This is a genomic window from Pseudonocardia sp. WMMC193, assembly GCF_021728735.1.
GTDB classification, from domain to species: domain Bacteria; phylum Actinomycetota; class Actinomycetes; order Mycobacteriales; family Pseudonocardiaceae; genus Pseudonocardia; species Pseudonocardia oroxyli.
On the sequence record NZ_JAKKDO010000003.1, the window covers coordinates 1,074,160 to 1,090,847 of the forward strand.

A 16,688-nucleotide genomic window follows, 5' to 3' on the forward strand; every position below is an offset into this window, starting at 1 on the left:
GTGTCGTGGTGGCCGTGCCGGTGCTACGATCCCCCTGTTTTCGACCAACAGGCGAAAACACCCGGACAGAGGACGAGCCATCATGACGGTGACGGCGGACGTGCAGCAGGGGGCAGGGAGCGGCGCGGACGTGCCGTTCCCCGGATGGGCCGACGAGGTGCGCGCGCTGGCGAAGAAGCGCGGTGCCGTGCTGCTGGCGCACAACTACCAGCTCCCGGCGATCCAGGACGTCGCGGACTTCGTGGGGGACTCGCTCGCCCTGTCCCGGATCGCCGCCGAGGTCGAGGCGGACACCATCGTGTTCTGCGGCGTCCACTTCATGGCCGAGACCGCCAAGATCCTCTCGCCCGAGAAGACGGTGCTGATCCCGGACGCCCGCGCCGGCTGCTCGCTGGCCGACTCGATCACCGTCGAGCAGCTGCGGGAGTGGAAGGCCGAGCACCCGGACGCCGTCGTGGTCAGCTACGTCAACACCACCGCCGCGGTCAAGGCCGAGACGGACATCTGCTGCACCTCGTCGAACGCGGTCGAGGTCGTGGCGTCCATCCCGGAGGACCGGGAGGTGCTGTTCCTGCCGGATCAGTTCCTCGGCGCGCACGTCCGCCGGACGCTGGACCGGAAGAACATGCACGTGTGGGCGGGGGAGTGCCACGTCCACGCCGGGATCAACGGCGCCGAGCTGACCCGGCAGGCCGAGACCCACCCCGACGCGGACCTGTTCGTGCACCCGGAGTGCGGCTGCGCGACCTCCGCGCTCTACCTGGCGGGCTCGGGCGCCGTCGCGGCGGACAAGGTCAAGATCCTCTCGACCGGCGGCATGATCGACGCCGCGCGTGCCACGAAGGCGAAGCAGGTTCTGGTGGCGACCGAGGTCGGCATGCTGCACCAGCTCCGCCGGGCCGCGCCGGAGATCGACTTCCAGGCGGTCAACGACCGGGCGAGCTGCGGCTACATGAAGATGATCACGCCGGAGGCGTTGCTGCGCAGCGTCCGCCACGGCACCGACGAGGTGCACGTGGACCCGGAGCTGGCCGCGCGCGGCCGGGCCGCCGTCGAGCGGATGATCGCGATCGGGCAGCCCGGGGGTGGGGAGTGAGCACCTGGGAGGCGTCGGCCGACCTCGTCGTGGTCGGCAGCGGTGTCGCGGGGCTCACCGCCGCGCTCGACGCCGCCGAGGCCGGGCTGCGCGTGGTCGTCGTGACTAAGGACGCGGTGTCCGAGGGCAGCACCCGCTGGGCGCAGGGCGGCGTCGCGGTGGTGCTCGGTGACATCGCGGGCGACACCGTGGAGGCGCACGTCGCCGACACCCTGGCCGCGGGCGGCGGGCTGAACGACGAGGCCGCCGTCCGGGAGATCGTCAGCGCCGGACCCGCTGCGGTGCAACGCCTGCGGGCGCGCGGCGCCCGGTTCGACGCCCGCGGTGCACAGCTGGACCGCACCCGGGAGGGCGGACACTCGGCCTTCCGCGTGGTCCACGCGGGCGGGGACGCGACCGGCGCCGAGATCGAGCGGGCGCTCGTCGCGGCGGCCCGCCGCGAGCGGGGCGGCCCGACCATCCTCACCGGGCACGTCGCCGTCGACGCCGCCAAGGACACCTCGGGCGCGGTCGCCGGCCTGCACGTGCTCGACGACGCGGGCAGGCCCGGCCTGCTCCGCGCGCCCGCCGTCCTGCTCGCCACCGGTGGGTACGGACAGCTCTACGCCAGCACGACCAACCCCGCGACCAGCACCGGGGACGGGGTGGCGCTGGCGCTGCGGGCCGGTGCGGCCGCCGCCGACCTGGAGTTCGTGCAGTTCCACCCGACCGTGCTCTACACGGGCCCGGCCGTCGGTCGCCGCCCGCTGGTCACCGAGGCGGTCCGCGGGGAGGGTGCGGTCCTGCGCGACCGGACCGGCACCCGGTTCATGGTGGGGCAGCACCCGCTGGCCGACCTGGCCCCGCGGGACGTCGTGGCCGCCGCCATCACCCGGCGGATGGCCGAGACCGGTGCGGACTGCATGTACCTCGACGCCACCGAGCTGAGCGGCTTCGCGAGCCGCTTCCCGACGGTGTACGCGTCCTGCCTCGAGGCGGGCGTCGACCCGCTGCGGGAGCCGATCCCGGTCACCCCCGCGGCGCACTACGCCTGCGGCGGCGTGGTCGCCGGTGTCGACGGCCGGACCGCGGTCCGCGGGCTGTACGCGGCGGGCGAGGTGGCTCGGACCGGGCTGCACGGGGCGAACCGGCTGGCGTCGAACTCGCTGCTGGAGGGCCTGGTCGTCGGCGAGCGGGTGGTCCGTGCGGTGCTGGCGGACCGGGACCTGCCGCGGGGTGGCGCGCTCGTCGGGGCCGCGCCCGCGGTGGGGGTCGCGGACCGGGGGGTGGTGCAGCGCGCGATGAGCGCGTTCGCCGCCATCGGGCGGGACGCGGGGGGCCTGGCCACGGCGTCGGACGTGGTGGAGCGGGCCACGCTGCTCGCCACCCCGCTCGACCGGACGGGCGTGGAGGACGCGGCGCTGACCCTGCTCGCGCAGGCGGTCCTCGCGGCGGCCGGCACGCGCCGGGAGAGCCGGGGCTGCCACGTGCGCACCGACTTCCCCGCTCGGGACGACGTCTACCAGCGAGCCTCCCTGGAGATCAGATTGGACGCGGCGGGTCGCCCCGTCGTGGCGACCGAGGCGGTGGCGGCATGACCGCGCTCGCCGCCGGGGTGGGCGGCGCGACCGAGATCGGCGTGCCGGACCCCGAGGACCTGGCCCGCGTGGTGCGGACCGCGCTCGACGAGGACCTGCGCTACGGCCCCGACGCGACGACGGCGGCGACCGTGCCCGCGGACGCCGTCGCCGTGGGGTCCTTCACCCCGCGCGCGGCAGGGGTGCTCGCGGGGATCCCGGTGGCCCGGGCCGTCCTGGATCTCGTGGTGCCGGAGTACACGCTGGTCAGTGAGCTGTCCGACGGGTCGCGGCTGGTCCCGGGGGAGCCGGCGCTCGTCGTCGAGGCGCCGGTGCGGGCGCTGCTCACCGCCGAGCGCACGGCGCTGAACCTGCTGTGTCACCTGTCCGGCGTCGCGACCGCGACCGCGCAGTGGGTGGACGCGGTGGCGGGCACGCGGGCGCGCATCCGGGACACCCGCAAGACCCTGCCCGGGCTGCGGCTGCTCGAGAAGTACGCGGTGCGCTGCGGGGGCGGGGTGAACCACCGGCTCGGCCTCGGGGACGCCATCCTGATCAAGGACAACCACGTCGCGGCCGCGGGCTCGGTCGGCGCCGCCCTGGAGGCCGCGCGCCGGCACGCGCCGGAGCTGCCCTGCGAGGTCGAGGTGGACTCCCTGGAGCAGCTCGACGAGGTGCTCGCGCTGGGCGCCGAGCTCGTCCTGCTGGACAACCTCACCCCGGCGCAGACCGCGGAGGCGGTGCGGCGCAGGGGATCCGCGGCCACGCTGCTGGAGTCCAGCGGCGGGCTCGTCCTGGCGAACGCGCGGGAGTACGCGGAGACGGGCGTGGACTTCCTCTCGGTGGGGGCCCTGACCCATTCGGTCACGGCCCTGGACCTCGGGCTCGATCTCTAAACCGGTGGCGCCGTCGTCGTACGGTGGACACCCGTGAGCACCGACAAGCGGATCCGTGCGGCCATGGCCAACTGCACCAAGGGTGAGGCGACCCGGATGGTCCTGCCCGCGGAGATCCGGGCCCTGGACCTCGACACGCTCGCGGACGTCGTCGGGTGGCGGGACGCGAAGGCCCCGGACAAGGCCGTGCTCCTCGTCCCCGGGGACGAGGAGCCGGTCGGGATCGCCCTGCGGGCGGCGGCCAACCCGGTGGGGGCCACGGCGATGTGCGCCTTGTGCCGCACCACCCACGGCCCCGGCGGCACCTCGCTGTTCAGCGCGCCCCGCGGGCGCGGCGGGGACAGCGTCGGCACCTACGTCTGCAGCGACCTGGGCTGCGCGCGGCACATCACGGTCCAGAAGGCCACGGCGGCGCTGCGCCCGGCGCCGGGCCTGTCGGTGGAGGAGCGGCGCGCGGGTCTGCGGGAGCGGGCGGCCGCGTTCGCCGCCCAGGTGACTGCGCCGAGGTGAGCGCCGAGGTGAGCGCCGAGGTGAGCCTCGGCCCCCTGCGGAGCAGGATCGACCGCGGTGGGGTTCCTCTCGTCACGAGGCCTCAGTAGGGCGCGAGCTGGAGGACGGGGCGTCCCGACACCGCGGCGTCGCGGGCGAAGGCGGCGAGCTCGGAGAGCTGCTCGCCCAGGGCGTCCGGTTCGCCGTGGCCGATGGCCGCCGACCAGCGGGCCATGATCGGCGGTGCGGTGCGGGGCGTCATCTCCGCCAGGACCTCGAGTGCCTCCGCGGGCACCCGGGTGACGATCACGCCGGCGTCCGCCTCGACGGCGAGGAGCCCGGCGGGGGCCCTCGGGTCGTCCGGCTCGGTGTCGGTCAGCGCGGCGTACAGCGCGGCCAGCTCGGTGCGGCGCAAGGGGATCGAGAGGTGCGGGAGGTCGTCGAACTCGCCCGCGGCGATGCCCTCCGCCGCGTCCTCGGCGGCCAGGAACCAGTCACTCATGCCAGGAGCTCCTTCTGCATCGGGGCGGGGAAGCGGACGGTGAACCGGACGTCGCCGAGCAGGGCCTCAAGCCGTCCGGCGGCGGACTCGACCTCGTGTGCCGCTTCGGATCCGACGTCGGTCAGCAGCCGGGTGGCGATCGTCCCGTCCCGGCGCTGGGCCCACCCGCCGACGACGGCCCCGTCCACCCAGATCGTCGGGCCGCCGTTGCCGTTGCGGTCGAAGAGGTGGGGGACGAGCTCGTCGGCGAGGTAGTGGTCGCGCCGCCTCCAGCCCATCGTCGTGGGGTCGAGGCCGGGGAGCAGGGCGACGGAGGGCTGCGGCGCAACGGGTTCGGTGTCGTCGGGGAGCACGTACCCGGCGGTGGTCTCGACGGCGTCCACGTCGGTGAGCGCGGCGGTCGTGGTCGCCACCGTCCAGCCCGCCCACCACCTCAGGTCGTCCCGGGTGGCGGGCCCGAACGCGCGCAGGTAGGCCCGCGCGAGCCCGGCCGCCGCGGTGCGCTTGGGCAGCGGCTCGCCCACACCGCCCGCGATCCAGGAGTCCGCTGCGGCCCACCGGTACTGCCCGTTGATCCAGGTGCCGGTCGGGCGCGCCCGCAGGACCTCGCCGTCGAACCCCATGACGAGCAGCACCCGGCTGTGCAGGGGGGACTCGCCGGGCCCGATCGGCACCGGGGTGGTGAGGTGGGGCAGCCGCAGGCCCACCTCCCGGGCGGGCAGCGGCCCCTCGGCCGCCAGCAGGTCGTGGATCTCGCCGCGCGCCCGCGCGTAGGTGTCCGCGGGATAGCCGCCCGCGGCGAGCTGGGCGGCCAGGTTCCGGTGCTGCACGGCCGCGACGTCCACCGTCGCCGCATGGTGCGCCAGCCGTGCGTGGGTGGGCCCGAACACCCAGAGCGTGCGGCGCATGGCGTGGTGGCGCAGCAGGGTGCGGTCCTCGTAGAGCGCCCGGTCGACCGGGTCCAGGGCAGGGGTGGCCATGCGGGCCGCGGCGCTGAGGTAGACGCTGACGGGGTCGGTCGAGTGCAGGCACACCAGGTCGTCGACCAGCGCGGACAGGTCGTCGGTCCGCGCCGCGGGGCTCAGCCGGTGCCGCGCCGTGAGCCGGGCCCGCCGCTGCGCGGCGTCGATCGGGAGCACGGGGCGATCGTCTCAGGCGGGCAGCGGTGCGGTCCGGCCCGGGCGCACCTGTGGACAACTCGGGCCGTCGGGGCCGCCACGGTGCGGTCGGGGTCGGGGCGGCACGTAGTCTGAGGGCCATGTCCAGCCGGATCCTGAGGCGACTCGACCTGCGCTCCGAACCCCTGCCGCGCCCCGCCGTCCTGCGCGGCATGCTGCCGCGCGCGGAGGTGGACGTCGACGCGGCGCTGGAGGCCGTGCGGCCGATCGTCCATGCGGTCCGGGACCGGGGCGTCGAGGCGGCGCTGGAGGCGACCGAGCGGTTCGACAAGGTCCGCCCGGCCACGGTGCGGGTGCCCGCCGTCGAGCTGGAGAAGGCGCTCGCGGAGCTCGACCCGGCGGTCCGCCGGGCGTTGGAGACCTCGATCGCCCGGGCGCGGAAGGTCCACGAGGAGCAGCGCCGGGCGGACGTCGTCACGCAGGTGGTGCCGGGGGGCACGGTCACCGAGCGGTTCGTGCCCGTGCGCCGGGTCGGGCTCTACGCCCCCGGCGGCCTGGCCGTGTACCCGTCGTCAGTGATCATGAACGTGGTGCCCGCGCAGGCCGCGGGGGTCGAGTCGCTCGTCGTCGCCTCCCCGCCGCAGGCCGAGTTCGGGGGCCTCCCGCACCCCACGATCCTCGCGGCGGCCGCGCTGCTCGGGGTGGACGAGGTGTGGGCGGTCGGCGGCGCCCAGTGCGTCGCGCTGCTGGCCTACGGCGGCACGGATGTCGAGGGTGGCGAGCTCGAGCCGGTCGACATGGTCACCGGTCCCGGCAACATCTACCTCACCGCGGCCAAGCGCATGCTGCGCGGCCTGATCGGGATCGACGCCGAGGCGGGCACCACCGAGATCGCCGTGCTGGCGGACGGCGGGGCGGACCCGGTGCACGTCGCCGCGGACCTCATCTCGCAGGCCGAGCACGATCCGAACGCGGCGTCGGTGCTGGTCACGGACTCGGATGCGCTGGCGGACGCGGTGGACGCCGAGCTGGAGCGCCAGGTCGCGGCGACGAAGCACACCGAGCGGGTGCGCACCGCGCTGTCCGGGCCGCAGTCGGCCACGATCCTGGTGCGGGACGTGGTCGAGGGCGTCGCGGTGGTGGACGCCTACGCCGCCGAGCACCTGGAGATCCAGACGGCGGACGCGCGCGCGGTCGGGGCCCGGGTGCGCAACGCCGGGGCGATCTTCATCGGTCCGTACGCCCCGGTCTCGCTCGGCGACTACTGCGCCGGGTCGAACCACGTGCTGCCCACCGGCGGCTGCGCCCGGCACTCCGGCGGGCTCTCCACCAGCACGTTCCTGCGGGGTGTGCACGTCGTGGAGTACACCGAGGAGGCGCTGCGCGAGGTGGCGGACCAGGTGGTCACCCTCGCCACGGCGGAGGACCTGCCCGCGCACGGCCAGGCGGTCACGGCGAGGTTCGGGTGGGCGGGAGCGAGGCGGTGAACGTGCGACTCGAGGACCTCCCGCTGCGGGAGTCGTTGCGGGGCAAGTCGCCCTACGGCGCCCCGCAGCTGGACGTGCCGGTCCGGCTGAACACCAACGAGAACCCGTACCCGCCGCCTCCGGAGCTGGTCGCGGACGTCGCGGCGGCGTGCGAGGAGGCCGCGCGGGAGCTGCACCGCTACCCGGACCGGGACGCGGTGGCGCTGCGCACCGACCTGGCGGAGTACCTGACGCGCCAGACCGGGGTGCCCCTCGGGGTGGCGAACCTGTGGGCGGCGAACGGGTCGAACGAGATCCTGCAGCAGGTGCTGCAGGCCTTCGGCGGTCCGGGGCGCACCGCGCTGGGCTTCGTGCCGAGCTACTCCATGCACCCGATCATCAGCTCGGGCACGCAGACGGACTGGCTGGAGATGCCGCGCCGGGCGGACTTCTCGATCGACGTCGAGGCGGCGCAGCTCGTGCTCAAGGAGCGCGCGCCGGACGTCACGTTCCTGACCAGCCCCAACAACCCCACCGGCCAGTCGATCGAGCCCGCGGACCTGGCGCTGCTGATCGAGGCGGCGCCGGGGATCGTCGTGGTGGACGAGGCGTACGCCGAGTTCTCCGCGCACCCGTCCGCGACCACGTTGCTGGCCACGCACGGGCACAAGCTGATCGTGTCGCGCACGATGAGCAAGGCGTTCGCTTTCGCGGGCGGGCGGCTCGGCTACCTGGCGGCGGCGCCCGCGGTGGTGGACGCGCTGCAGCTCGTCCGGCTGCCCTACCACCTGTCGGTCCTCACCCAGGCCGCCGCGCGCGCCGCGCTGCGCCACGCCGAGGCCACCCTCGGCTCGGTCGCCCTCCTGGCCGCGGAACGGGACCGGGTCGTGCCCGCGCTGCAGGCACAGGGCCACACCTGCGTCACGAGCGATGCGAACTTCGTGCTGTACGGCCGCTTCGCCGACGCGCCGCGGGCCTGGCGCGCCTACCTGGAGCAGGGGGTGCTGATCCGGGACGTCGGGATCCCCGGCTTCCTGCGGGTCACGATCGGCACGCCCGAGGAGAACGACGCGTTCCTGGCCGCCGCCGCGGCGGTCGTCGCACAAGGAGAACTGGCATGAGCAGGGTCGGGCGCGTCGAGCGCGTCACCAAGGAGTCCAAGGTCCTGGTCGAGATCGACCTGGACGGCACCGGGCAGGTGTCGGTGTCCACCGGCGTCCCGTTCTTCGACCACATGCTGGACGCGTTCGGCAAGCACGGCGCCTTCGACCTCACCGTGCAGGCCGAGGGTGACGTCCACCTCGACGCGCACCACACCGTCGAGGACACCGCGATCGTGCTGGGCCAGGCGCTGCGCCAGGCGCTGGGGGACAAGAAGGGCATCCGCCGCTTCGGCGATGCCTGGATCCCGATGGACGAGGCACTGGCCCAGGCCGTGGTGGACGTCTCGGGCCGCCCGTACACGGTGCACACCGGGGAACCCGAGGTGATGCAGGGGTTCGTCGTCGGCGGGCACTACCCGACGGTGCTGAACCGGCACGTCTTCGAGTCCCTGGCCTTCCACGGCCACCTCGCGCTGCACGTCCGGGTCCTCGACGGTCGGGACCCGCACCACATCACCGAGGCCGAGTTCAAGGCGATCGCCCGCGCCCTGCGCGCCGCCACCGAACCGGACACCCGCATCACCGGCATCCCGAGCACCAAGGGCGCACTCTGACCCACCCCCTCCCCGCGAACGGCGCGTCGGCTCACCAGGTGTGAGCGGGCGCGCCGTTCGCGTGTGGGTCGTGGTTCGGAATCGGTGGGGCGGGCTGGTTTAGGCTGGGGGTGTGTCGCGGATCGTCGTGTTGGACTACGGGTCGGGGAACCTCCGCTCGGCCGAGCGCGCGCTGCGCCGGGTGGGGGCGGACGTCACCGTCACCTCGGACTTCGATGCGGCGTGCGAGGCGGACGGGCTGGTCGTCCCCGGTGTCGGTGCGTTCGCGCACTGCATGGAGGGGCTGAACGCCGTCCGCGGACCGCAGATCATCGGCCGCAGGCTGGCCGGGGGGCGTCCGGTGCTCGGGATCTGCGTCGGGATGCAGGTGCTGTTCGAGCGCGGCGTCGAGTTCGGCGTCGAGGCGGACGGCTGCGGCGAGTGGCCCGGCACGGTCGAGCGGATCAAGGCGGACGTGTTGCCGCACATGGGCTGGAACACCGTGCGCGCCCCGTCGGGCAGCACCCTGTTCGCCGGGCTGGACGCGGACACCCGCTTCTACTTCGTGCACTCCTTCGGCGTGCGGCGCTGGGAGCTCGAGGAGTCCCACGCGATCCGGCCGCCGCTGGTCACCTGGGCGCACCACGGCGAGGACTTCGTCGCGGGCGTCGAGAACGGGGCGTTGTCGGCCACGCAGTTCCACCCCGAGAAGTCCGGGGACGCCGGGGCGCAGCTGCTGCAGAACTGGCTGCGGGACGTCGTCGGGTGACCGACCCGATCCAGCCCGCGGCCCGCAAGCCCGCCGCGAAGCGCAAGCCCGCGGCGCGGAAGAAGCCGGCCGCGAAGCCGCGGACGCGGAAGCGGGCGAGCAGCCGCAAGCGCGCCTCCACCGCGAGCACCGCGGGCGCGGCCGTGGGCACCGCGCTCGCCGCGATCCTCGTCGCCGCCCTCGCCGACCTGCCCTGGTGGGGCTGGGTGTTGCTCGCGGTGGTCGTCGCCGTGGCGATCGTGGGCTACCTCGTGGCGAAGGCCCGGGCCCGCGCCGCCGAGCCGCAGGATCCGCCCTCCGAGTGACCTGCGGTCAGCTCGCCTCGTGCGGTCGCACCGAGACGAGCGTGCCGTCCGGGCGGGCTTCGAGGTACCCGGACTCGCTGAACCGGTTGTTCGCGTAGATCCGGGCCACCGGACCGTTCTCCTCCGCCTCCAGGTTCACGTACACCGTGTCGGCTTCGGCGACCCGCAGCGTCTCGGGCGCCCCGGCGATGAGCGGCATCAGGATCTCCGGGCTGAAGGCGGCCAGGTCGATCAGCGGCTGGTCCGCCTTCCGGGACTCGGGCTCGTCCGGCCCGTCGAGCCCACCCTGGTAGTGCCACCGCTGCCCGCGCGCCGGGTTGCCGGCGACGGGGGTGGTCAGCACCGCGTACCCGGGGTAGACGACCGCGTCGGAGACGACGGTGGTGCCGATCTGCTCCCGGACGTCCGACACGAACCGGGCCCAGCCCTGCGGGGTGTGCAGACCCTCCAGCTGCACCACCCGCGGCGCGACGGCCGCGACCGGGCCGCCCTGGGCCGCCACCCGCTCGTCCGTCGCGACCGGGCCGGACGGTGCGGTGGCCCGCCCGATCCCGAACCCGGCACCGAGCACGACGAGGGTCACGGCCAGGCCCACCCAGCGCGCCCGTGCGCGCGGGGGACGGGGCGGTGCGGGCTCGCTGAGCCTCGGGGGATCGGTGAGCTGCAGGTCGTCGACCAGCTCGCGCAGCTCTCCGAGGGTGCGGGCCCGCAGCGCGGCCGCCGTCCGGTCGCGGTGCTCGGTGCCGTCGAGCTGGCCCTCCTCGAAGGCCTTGTCGAGGGCGCGGCACAGGGCGTCGCGGTCGGCGTCACGCGCGCGGGTGCGGGAGCTGGGCACGCGCGGATCGTAGAGGCCGCGCAGGTAGGCTCGACCGGTGAGTTTCACGCTGCTTCCCGCTGTGGACGTCGCCGACGGTCAGGCCGTGCGCCTGGTCCAGGGCGAGGCCGGTACCGAGACCTCGTACGGAGCGCCGCGGGACGCCGCGCTCCAGTGGCAGCGCGACGGCGCGGAGTGGATCCATCTCGTCGACCTCGACGCCGCGTTCGGCAAGGGCTCCAACGCCGCCCTCCTCGCGGACGTCATCGGCGAGCTGGACGTGAAGGTCGAGCTCTCCGGCGGCATCCGGGACGACGAGTCGCTGGCCCGCGCCCTGTCCACCGGCTGCGCCCGGGTGAACCTCGGCACCGCCGCGCTGGAGGACCCCGCCTGGTGTGCCAAGGTGTGCGCCGAGCACGGCGAGAAGATCGCCGTCGGGCTGGACGTGAAGATCTCCGGCGGCGAGCACCGGCTCGCCGCCCGCGGCTGGACCCAGGACGGGGGCGACCTCTGGGAGACCCTGGCGCGCATGGACCGCGACGGGGTCAGCCGCTACATCGTCACCGACGTCTCCCGGGACGGCACGCTGACCGGCCCGAACGTCGAGCTGCTCACGCAGGTCGCGGCGAAGACCCCGGCGCCGGTCATCGCGTCCGGCGGGATCTCCGAGCTCGAGGACCTCACCGCACTCGCCGAGACCGGCGTGATCGAGGGCTCGATCGTCGGCAAGGCGCTCTACGCGGGCCGGTTCACCCTGCCCGAGGCGCTCGCGGCGGTGCGCTAGTGGGCGTCGCGGTCCGCGTGATCCCCTGCCTGGACGTCGACGCAGGCCGGGTCGTGAAGGGCGTCAACTTCCAGGAGCTGCGAGACGCGGGCGACCCGGTCGAGATGGCCGCCGTCTACGACGCCGAGGGCGCGGACGAGCTCACGTTCCTGGACGTCACGGCGTCGTCGGGGGAGCGGGCGACCATGATCGACGTGGTGCGCCGCACGGCCGAGCAGGTCTTCATCCCGCTGACCGTCGGCGGCGGCATCCGCACCCCGGAGGACGTCGACCGGATGCTGCGCGCCGGCGCCGACAAGGTCTCCGTCAACACCGCGGCCATCGCCCGGCCGGAGCTGCTGGGCGAGATGGCGCGCCGGTTCGGCTCGCAGTGCATCGTGCTGTCCGTGGACGCGCGCCGGGTGAAGGACGGCGCGCCGACTCCGTCGACCTTCGAGGTCACCACCCACGGCGGTCGCACGGGCACCGGGATCGACGCCGTGGAGTGGGCGGCGCGGGGCCAGGAGCTGGGCGTGGGGGAGATCCTGCTCAACTCGATGGACGCCGACGGCACCCGCGCGGGCTTCGACCTCGAGCTGATCGAGAAGGTGCGCCGGGTCGTGGACGTGCCGGTGATCGCGTCGGGCGGGGCGGGGGCGCTCGAGCACTTCCCACCCGCGATCCGCGCGGGGGCGGACGCGGTGCTCGCGGCGAGCGTGTTCCACTTCGGACAGCTGCGGATCGGTGAGGTCAAGGACGTGCTGCGCGCGGACCACGTGGAGGTCAGGTGAACCGGGTCGAGAGCTCGGCGTTGGACCCGGCGATCGCGGCCATGCTCAAGCGGAACGCCGACGGGCTGGTCTGTGCCGTGGTGCAGGACGCGGAGACCAAGGACGTCCTGATGGTCGCCTGGATGGACGACGAGGCGCTCCACCGCACGCTGACCACCCGCAAGGGCACGTACTGGTCGCGCAGCCGCGAGGACTACTGGGTCAAGGGCGAGACGTCCGGGCACACCCAGTACGTCCACGACGTGCGGCTCGACTGCGACGGGGACACCCTGCTGGTCCTGGTCGACCAGGAGGGCGCCGCCTGCCACACCGGCGATCGCACCTGCTTCGACGCGGACTCCCTCTTCTGACCTGCATTATGGAACCTTACTGCGAAATGAAGCGCTTCAATTTCGCAGTAAGGTTCCATAATGCGCTTCAGGGGGACATGACCCAGCGGATGCCCGCGGTGATCGCGGTGCCCGCGCCGCGGACGACCGTGGCCTCGGCCAGCGGGAGGTAGGGCAGGCGCAGGGGGAGTCTCGCCCACCTCGGCAGCAGCCCCACCGCGGCCGCCGCGAGCAGGGCGTACGGGGCGCGGGCGGCGAGGGCGAGCGGCGGGTGGAGCAGCAGGAACCGCGCCGCGGACCGGGCCTCCGCCGTGCCCTCCAGCTCCGGGCGGAACCGCTCCAGGCGCTCCGCGAGCGCGGCCTCGGTCTCCGGTGGGTCGAGCACGCCGAGCTCCCGGGCCACGCGGGCGGTGTCGGCGACGTACCCGTCCCGCTCCGCCTGGTCCAGCGGCCGTGAGCCGTACCGCTGGTGCGCGCGCAGGAAGCTGTCGATCTCCGCGACGTGCACCCACTCCAGCAGGTGCGGGTCACCCGCGGAGTAGGGCCGCCCGTCCGGCGCGGTGCCCCGGACGACGGCGTGGACGGACTTGATCCGCTCGATCGTCTCGCGGGCCTCGGCGTCCGGCCCGAACGTGGTGGACGCCAGGAAGTAGCTGGTGCGCGCGAGCCGCCCCCACGGGTCCCCGCGGTACCCGGAGTGGCCCGCCACCCCGGCCATGGCCAGCGGGTGCAGCGACTGCAGCAGCAGCGCGCGGAGCCCGCCGACGAACATCGACGCGTCCCCGTGCACCCGCCGGATCGGCCGGTCCTCGGCGAACCAGCGCGGCCCCGGAGCGTCATGGATCCGCTCCCGCCGCGAGGGCCCCTCGTCCCCGGCCACCTTCTGGAAGACGTCCGCGCCCAGCCGGGCCCGCAACGCCGCGACCTGCTCTCGCACCACCACACCCCCATGATGCGCGGGCCCCCGCACCCCGGCCACTCGTCCTGCGGCGCCCGGCTACTCCAGCAACCCCCTGATGTCCTCCGCGCTCAGCGCCGACCCGAACAGGGCGCCCTCGTCCATCACCCCGCGGAACAGCCCCGCCTTGCGCTCGGCCAGGGCTCGGACCTTCTCCTCGATGGTGTCCCGGGCGATGAGCCTGCGCACGATCACCGGCCGGGTCTGCCCGATGCGGTGGGCCCGGTCGATCGCCTGGGCCTCGACGGCGGGGTTCCACCACGGGTCGAGCAGGAAGCAGTAGTCCGCCTCGGTGAGGTTGAGCCCCGTGCCGCCCGCCTTGAGGCTGATCAGGAACACCGGGTCGGTGCCCTCGGTGAACCCGCGCACCACCCGTCCCCGGTCGCGGGTGCTCCCGTCCAGGTACGCGTACCCGATGCCGGCCCGCTCGAGCCGATCCCGGACGTGCGCGAGGAACCCGGTGAACTGGCTGAACACCAGCGCCCGGTGGCCGCCCGCGACCACCTCGCGCAGCTCCTCGACGAGCACCTCGAGCTTCGCCGCCCCGGCGGACTCGTGCTCCGGGTCGACCAGGCCGGGGTGCAGGCTGAGCCTGCGCAGCAGGGTGAGCGAGCGCAGGATCGTGAACCGGTGCCGGTCCACGTCGGCGACCAGACCCAGCACCTTCTGCCGCTCCCGCTGCAGGTGCCGCTGGTAGAGCCTGCGGTGGGCCGGGTCCAGGTCCACCCACACCGTCTGCTCGGACTTCTCCGGCAGCTCCGCGGCCACCAGCTCCTTGGTGCGGCGCAGCATCAGCGGGCGGACCCGGCGGCGGAGCCGGGCGAGCAGCTCGGCACCGCTCGGCCCGTCCGGCGGGGCGGCGGACCGCTCGATGGGCCGGACCCAGTCCTCGCGGAAGCGGGTGGGGCTCGGGAACAGCCCCGGAGCGGTGATCGAGAGCAGCGACCAGAGCTCCATCAGGGTGTTCTCCATCGGCGTCCCGGTGATCGCCAGCCGGAACCGGGCCGGGGTCCGGCGGGCGCACTGGTACACCTTGGACTGGTGGTTCTTGGCGAACTGCGCCTCGTCGAGCAGCAGACCGGACCACTCGCGCCCGGCGTAGGCCTCGGTGTCGAGCCGGAACAGGGTGGCCGAGGTGACCACCAGGTCCGCGCCGTGCACCACCTCCTCCAGCGACCGGCCCCGAAGGGTGTCGGTCACCGCGACGACGTGCAGCCCGGGGGCGAACCGCGCGGCCTCGGCGGCCCAGTTCGGCACCACGCTGCTCGGCGCCACGATGAGGAACGGCGGCGCGTGCGGCTCCGCTTCGCGCGCGTGGCAGACCACCGCGAGCGACTGGAGCGTCTTCCCCAGCCCCATGTCGTCCGCCAGGATCCCGCCGAGCCCGTGGCGCCACAGGAAGGCCAGCCAGGCGAACCCCTCCCGCTGGTAGGGCCGCAGCTCCGCGCGCAGGCCCGCGGGCGGCGGGACCGGCTGCACACCGCCCGCGGCCAGCAGCCCGCCCACCTGGCGCTGCCACGCCGCCGACTGCTGCTCGACCACCCCGAGCGCGGCGAACTCGGCCCACAGACCGGCGTGGAAGCGGCTGATCCGCAGCGGCCCGGGGCGGTCCTGCAGCGAGCGCGCCTCCTCGATCAGCGCGCGGAGCGCGGCGAGCTCGGGCTTGTCCAGGGCGAAGTACGCACCGTCCGGCAGCAGGAGGTGGGTCTGGCCCACCGACAGCGCCGAGAACACCGACTCGAAGGGCACCTCGCGGCCCTCGACGGTGATCGTGACGCCGAGGTCGAACCAGTCGGTCTCCCCGGGCCGGTCCGCGGTGCCGACCGCGATCCGCAGCGAGTCCCCGGCCTCCCGGTACCCGACGGCCTCCCCGCTGCGCTCGACCACCAGCCCGTCGAGCCCCTCCAGCAGCGGGAGGGTCTCGGTGGTGAACCGCATGGTGTCGAGCCCGGCGCGGTGCTCCGCGCGGGGCACCAGGTCCCGGTCGGCGAGCGCCGCCAGCGCCGCCGCCTCGGCCGCCGCGTCCCGGAAGCCGTGCTCGGGGCGGGCGCCGAGCGGGGTGCGGACCTCGGCACCGTCGATCGTGTACGCCCACTCCCAGTCCACCGCGAGCGCGTGCGCGGCGCCGTAGTCGGCGCGGACCACCAGGGTGGGCCCGGAGATCGCGGGCGGCACGAACGCGCCGTCCGACGAGCCGACCTCGGCGATCGCGCGCAGCCGCGGGTAGAACTCCGCCGTGAACCGCTCCCGGTCCGCGGCCGGGACCTCCAGCGTGCGCCGCTGCAGGACCAGGCCCCGCAGGGTCGACGGTGCGGGCCGGGCCAGCCGGACGAGCTGCACCGGCCAGTCCGCGGGCGCGGCCGACCGCGCGGACACCGGGTCGGTGCACACGACCCCGTGCCCCTCCCGGCCCAGGAACAGCACCGGCACCGCGTCCTCGACGCCGCGCAGGACCGGCCGCAGCGACAGGCCCGCCCCCTGCGCGGTCGCATCGAGCTCCAGGGCGCCCTCCCGGTGGGCGTCCACCCGGCCGAGTGCCTTCCGGGACTGCAGCAGCGGGATCCCCACGGCCTCCGCCTCGTCGAGCAGGGTCCACAGTCGCGGCCCGACGACCGCGAGATCGATCGTCTTGTCCTGCACCGCGTAGTACGAGGCACCGCCGCGGGCGGCCACCCGGGCGAGCGCGGAGAGCTCCTGCAGCAGCCGCACCTGGTCGACGCGGTGGTCCCACCCGAGGTGGGCGGCGCTGTCCAGTCTCGTCCAGGTCAGCCCGCCCGCGACCCACCCGGAACGCCCCGGCCGCCGCAGCCGCGCGAGCAGCTGCCGCTCCGCCCGCCTGCCCGGCGGCGGTGGGCCCACCCCGAGCTCGAGCGCCAGCGGGACGCCCTCGGCGGGGTCCCCCGAGCCGACGAGGGCGTGCAGGTCCCGCTCCCACGACGGCGGGGAGGCCCGCTCGGGCCCGCCCGCCACGTGGTAGGCCAGCGCGGCGGCGTGCAGGCAGTTCGGCGCCGTGTAGCAGTCGCAGGCCCGAAGTCGTACGCCGCGCCACCACCGGGCCGACGCATCAGGTACACGGTGACCCGCCAGGTGCCCGCGCGATCGCGCACGCGCCCGTGCACGGTGAACTCCGCCTCGTCCCA

At 74.8% G+C, this 16,688-nt stretch carries 17 protein-coding genes; 12 read left to right on the top strand and 5 right to left on the bottom strand.

Going from position 1 to position 16,688, the window contains the following annotated elements; all coding sequences use genetic code 11:
- Positions 1 to 82: 82 nt before the first annotated feature.
- The 4 genes from nadA to L3X23_RS06490 are packed head-to-tail and all read left to right on the top strand — an operon-like array spanning position 83 to position 4,058.
- The gene (nadA, locus tag L3X23_RS06475; protein ID WP_237191196.1) at positions 83 to 1,096 is read left to right on the top strand and encodes a quinolinate synthase NadA; all 1,014 of its coding nucleotides are present in this window, start codon (positions 83 to 85) and stop codon (positions 1,094 to 1,096) included.
- Positions 1,093 to 2,673, top strand: a complete 1,581-nt coding sequence (locus L3X23_RS06480) for an L-aspartate oxidase (protein ID WP_237191197.1) — start codon at positions 1,093 to 1,095, stop codon at positions 2,671 to 2,673. Before nadA ends, L3X23_RS06480 begins: the two co-directional genes overlap by 4 nt.
- Positions 2,670 to 3,548 carry a carboxylating nicotinate-nucleotide diphosphorylase gene (gene nadC, locus L3X23_RS06485; RefSeq protein ID WP_237191198.1) on the top strand — a complete coding sequence of 293 codons (879 nt, stop codon included), beginning with the start codon at positions 2,670 to 2,672 and terminating at the stop codon, positions 3,546 to 3,548. Before L3X23_RS06480 ends, nadC begins: the two co-directional genes overlap by 4 nt.
- A gap of 33 nt (positions 3,549 to 3,581) precedes the next feature.
- Complete coding sequence (locus L3X23_RS06490; protein WP_237191199.1) at positions 3,582 to 4,058, top strand: FBP domain-containing protein; 477 nt, start codon at positions 3,582 to 3,584, stop codon at positions 4,056 to 4,058.
- Between the two features lie 82 nt (positions 4,059 to 4,140).
- On the opposite strand, the gene L3X23_RS06495 is transcribed toward L3X23_RS06490, so the two are convergent.
- Together L3X23_RS06495 and L3X23_RS06500 are read right to left on the bottom strand one after the other, a co-directional pair.
- Positions 4,141 to 4,539: a hypothetical protein gene (locus L3X23_RS06495; RefSeq protein WP_237191200.1), complete on the bottom strand. Its 399-nt coding sequence runs from the start codon at positions 4,537 to 4,539 to the stop codon at positions 4,141 to 4,143.
- The gene (locus L3X23_RS06500) at positions 4,536 to 5,678 is read right to left on the bottom strand and encodes a winged helix DNA-binding domain-containing protein (protein ID WP_237191201.1); all 1,143 of its coding nucleotides are present in this window, start codon (positions 5,676 to 5,678) and stop codon (positions 4,536 to 4,538) included. Before L3X23_RS06500 ends, L3X23_RS06495 begins: the two co-directional genes overlap by 4 nt.
- 131 nt (positions 5,679 to 5,809) lie before the next feature.
- Here L3X23_RS06500 and hisD point away from each other — a divergent pair, with 131 nt between their 5' ends.
- From hisD to L3X23_RS06525, 5 genes are all read left to right on the top strand, one after another.
- The gene (gene hisD / locus L3X23_RS06505; RefSeq protein ID WP_237197941.1) at positions 5,810 to 7,144 is read left to right on the top strand and encodes a histidinol dehydrogenase; all 1,335 of its coding nucleotides are present in this window, start codon (positions 5,810 to 5,812) and stop codon (positions 7,142 to 7,144) included.
- Positions 7,141 to 8,244, top strand: a complete 1,104-nt coding sequence (locus tag L3X23_RS06510; protein ID WP_374204821.1) for a histidinol-phosphate transaminase — start codon at positions 7,141 to 7,143, stop codon at positions 8,242 to 8,244. Before hisD ends, L3X23_RS06510 begins: the two co-directional genes overlap by 4 nt.
- A complete protein-coding gene (gene hisB / locus L3X23_RS06515; RefSeq protein WP_237191203.1) occupies positions 8,241 to 8,840 on the top strand; it encodes an imidazoleglycerol-phosphate dehydratase HisB in 600 nt (199 codons plus the stop codon). Before L3X23_RS06510 ends, hisB begins: the two co-directional genes overlap by 4 nt.
- A gap of 112 nt (positions 8,841 to 8,952) precedes the next feature.
- Positions 8,953 to 9,588 carry an imidazole glycerol phosphate synthase subunit HisH gene (gene hisH, locus L3X23_RS06520; RefSeq protein WP_237191204.1) on the top strand — a complete coding sequence of 212 codons (636 nt, stop codon included), beginning with the start codon at positions 8,953 to 8,955 and terminating at the stop codon, positions 9,586 to 9,588.
- Entirely contained in the window at positions 9,585 to 9,893 is a 309-nt protein-coding gene (locus L3X23_RS06525) for a hypothetical protein (protein WP_237191205.1), read from the top strand. Before hisH ends, L3X23_RS06525 begins: the two co-directional genes overlap by 4 nt.
- Positions 9,894 to 9,900: 7 nt before the next feature.
- On the opposite strand, the gene L3X23_RS06530 is transcribed toward L3X23_RS06525, so the two are convergent.
- Positions 9,901 to 10,728: a DUF1707 domain-containing protein gene (locus tag L3X23_RS06530; RefSeq protein ID WP_237191206.1), complete on the bottom strand. Its 828-nt coding sequence runs from the start codon at positions 10,726 to 10,728 to the stop codon at positions 9,901 to 9,903.
- Between the two features lie 37 nt (positions 10,729 to 10,765).
- Between L3X23_RS06530 and priA the strand changes: the two genes are divergently transcribed.
- Genes priA through hisI form a run of 3 tightly spaced genes read left to right on the top strand, consistent with a single transcriptional unit; the run spans position 10,766 to position 12,611 of the window.
- Positions 10,766 to 11,491, top strand: a complete 726-nt coding sequence (gene priA / locus L3X23_RS06535; protein WP_237191207.1) for a bifunctional 1-(5-phosphoribosyl)-5-((5-phosphoribosylamino)methylideneamino)imidazole-4-carboxamide isomerase/phosphoribosylanthranilate isomerase PriA — start codon at positions 10,766 to 10,768, stop codon at positions 11,489 to 11,491.
- Entirely contained in the window at positions 11,491 to 12,261 is a 771-nt protein-coding gene (gene hisF, locus L3X23_RS06540) for an imidazole glycerol phosphate synthase subunit HisF (protein ID WP_237191208.1), read from the top strand. The genes priA and hisF overlap by 1 nt, the downstream gene beginning before the upstream one ends.
- Positions 12,258 to 12,611, top strand: a complete 354-nt coding sequence (gene hisI, locus L3X23_RS06545) for a phosphoribosyl-AMP cyclohydrolase (protein WP_093075540.1) — start codon at positions 12,258 to 12,260, stop codon at positions 12,609 to 12,611. The genes hisF and hisI overlap by 4 nt, the downstream gene beginning before the upstream one ends.
- A gap of 67 nt (positions 12,612 to 12,678) precedes the next feature.
- On the opposite strand, the gene L3X23_RS06550 is transcribed toward hisI, so the two are convergent.
- Both L3X23_RS06550 and L3X23_RS06555 read right to left on the bottom strand, forming a co-directional pair.
- Positions 12,679 to 13,533, bottom strand: a complete 855-nt coding sequence (locus L3X23_RS06550) for an oxygenase MpaB family protein (protein WP_237191209.1) — start codon at positions 13,531 to 13,533, stop codon at positions 12,679 to 12,681.
- A 54-nt stretch (positions 13,534 to 13,587) separates the two neighbouring features.
- Positions 13,588 to 16,518, bottom strand: a complete 2,931-nt coding sequence (locus L3X23_RS06555; RefSeq protein WP_237191210.1) for a DEAD/DEAH box helicase — start codon at positions 16,516 to 16,518, stop codon at positions 13,588 to 13,590.
- Positions 16,519 to 16,688 lie beyond the last annotated feature (170 nt).

Coding starts and splice junctions, on each gene's coding strand:
- nadA (WP_237191196.1), top strand. CDS start 83: ATGACGGTGACGGCGGACGTGCAGCAGGGGGCAGGGAGCGGCGCGGAC.
- nadC (WP_237191198.1), top strand. CDS start 2,670: ATGACCGCGCTCGCCGCCGGGGTGGGCGGCGCGACCGAGATCGGCGTG.
- L3X23_RS06495 (WP_237191200.1), bottom strand. CDS start 4,539: ATGAGTGACTGGTTCCTGGCCGCCGAGGACGCGGCGGAGGGCATCGCC.
- hisB (WP_237191203.1), top strand. CDS start 8,241: ATGAGCAGGGTCGGGCGCGTCGAGCGCGTCACCAAGGAGTCCAAGGTC.